Source organism: Microcystis sp. M53602_WE12 (genome assembly GCF_030065455.1).
Taxonomy (GTDB): Bacteria; Cyanobacteriota; Cyanobacteriia; order Cyanobacteriales; family Microcystaceae; genus Microcystis; species Microcystis aeruginosa.
This window is the reverse complement of record NZ_JASJFB010000457.1, coordinates 1-1616: the sequence shown is the minus strand read 5'-3', so window position 1 is coordinate 1616 and position 1616 is coordinate 1. Positions and strand designations below refer to the sequence as shown.

The window sequence follows — 1616 nt, the reverse complement described above, 5'->3', positions numbered from 1 at the left end:
GTTACGCCGAATTTTACAGCGAACCGGCTGGGAAATTTGCGATTATATAACAGTAGGTAATACCGAAAACTCCGATCCCGCCAGTCGTGACGGCGATGAAAGAGCCTATTGTTTAGTAAAAAGTCGTTTCTATCAAGATTAAGTAGGACTTGCTGAATAATGGTAAAACCCTTTGAAAATAAGGCTTTTGACCTGTTAAAATCTGATGTTAGTGCAAGAAAATAGGATTGGGACATTCAAAAACCTTGCATTATTCTCTTCGTAGTACATAAACTGGTACAAAAAAAGAGGGCAACAAAGCCTGAAACGACCGACTCCTGACGACCGGCTACTGACTCCTACCCCCAGGAAAAACTTTTTCAGCAAACCCTAAGTAGGTAGGTGTTAAAAGTTGTCAGACACCCCCCTTATCAAGGGGGGCAGGAGGGATCCCCCCGCCTATCGGCACCCCCCTTATCAAGGGGGGCAGGGGGGATCGAACCCAAAATCTATCTTCAATTTAATTATAACTACTTACTTAGAAATGCCTAAATATCAGACCAGTCTCCTAAAAATATGAACTATCCCCCTAATCCCCTCTTAAACCGACGTAGTTTGCTGAAATTAGCGGCCCTAGCCGGAGGAAGTGCCGGACTAGCTACCCTTCTCTCCTCTCGGCTCAGTTATTCTGCCGACCAAAACCAAGCTAGTGCCGAGAATATAGAGGCAATAGAGGAATTTTTGCGGCAAATTCGCCCAGTAAATTCGCAAAATCTCCAGTGGACAGAATATAGCTTTGAAACAGTTACCGTTGATCGTCGAGGGCAAATTATCGATCGCCGTCAGGGTAGCGCTCGCTCCTGGCGCGAACCCCTAGGCAACGGCAGCGAACTAGAAATGGTAGCCATTCCGGGGGGCAGTTTTCGACGCGGCTCGAAAAATGAAGAAAGAGGCGATCATACTAGCAGTGAAAAACCAGAAAATTCCCTGACGACGGCGGCCTTTTTTCTGAGCAAATACCCGATCACCCAAGCACAATGGCGAGCGATCGCCCAACTACCCAAAATTAATCTCGAACTCAACCCGGCGCCCTCCTTTTTCCAAGGCGATAACTTGCCTGTTGAAAGAGTCTCCTGGTACGAGGCGATCGAATTTTGTCAAAGACTCTCCCGATCCACCGGCAAAGATTACCGACTAGCGAGTGAATCACGCTGGGAATACGCCTGTCGCGCCGGTACAACCACCCCCTTTTACTGCGGGGAAACCCTCACCAGCGAGCGCGCCAATTACTTTGCCGTCTATGATCCCTACGCGGAAGAACCAGCCGGCGCCTATCTGGCTAGGACTACCCCGGTGGGCAGTTTCGCCCCCAATAATTTCGGTCTCTACGATATGCACGGCAACGTGGGCGAATGGTGCGCCGATAGCTGGCACCGGAATTACGAGGGAACCCCGCCCCTGGATGGTAGTGCTTGGTTAGACAGGGATACTCGCTTGCAGCCCCGTTATCGTTCCGCCCGTTTAGTGCGAGGGGGCAGTTGGGGCGATGAAGCTAGGCACCTACGCAGTGCCAATCGCACCTTTTGCCTTCCCGATCAACACCACAGTGTCTTGGGTTTACGAGTCATGGCCGATAG

General features: G+C 50.2%; 1 protein-coding gene. It reads left to right on the top strand.

Annotated features, from left to right (window positions below; translation table 11 throughout):
- Positions 1–555 precede the first annotated feature (555 nt).
- Positions 556–1616 (top strand): formylglycine-generating enzyme family protein (locus tag PX482_RS15285; protein ID WP_288122635.1); only part of this gene is annotated, 1061 nt, incomplete at its 3' end.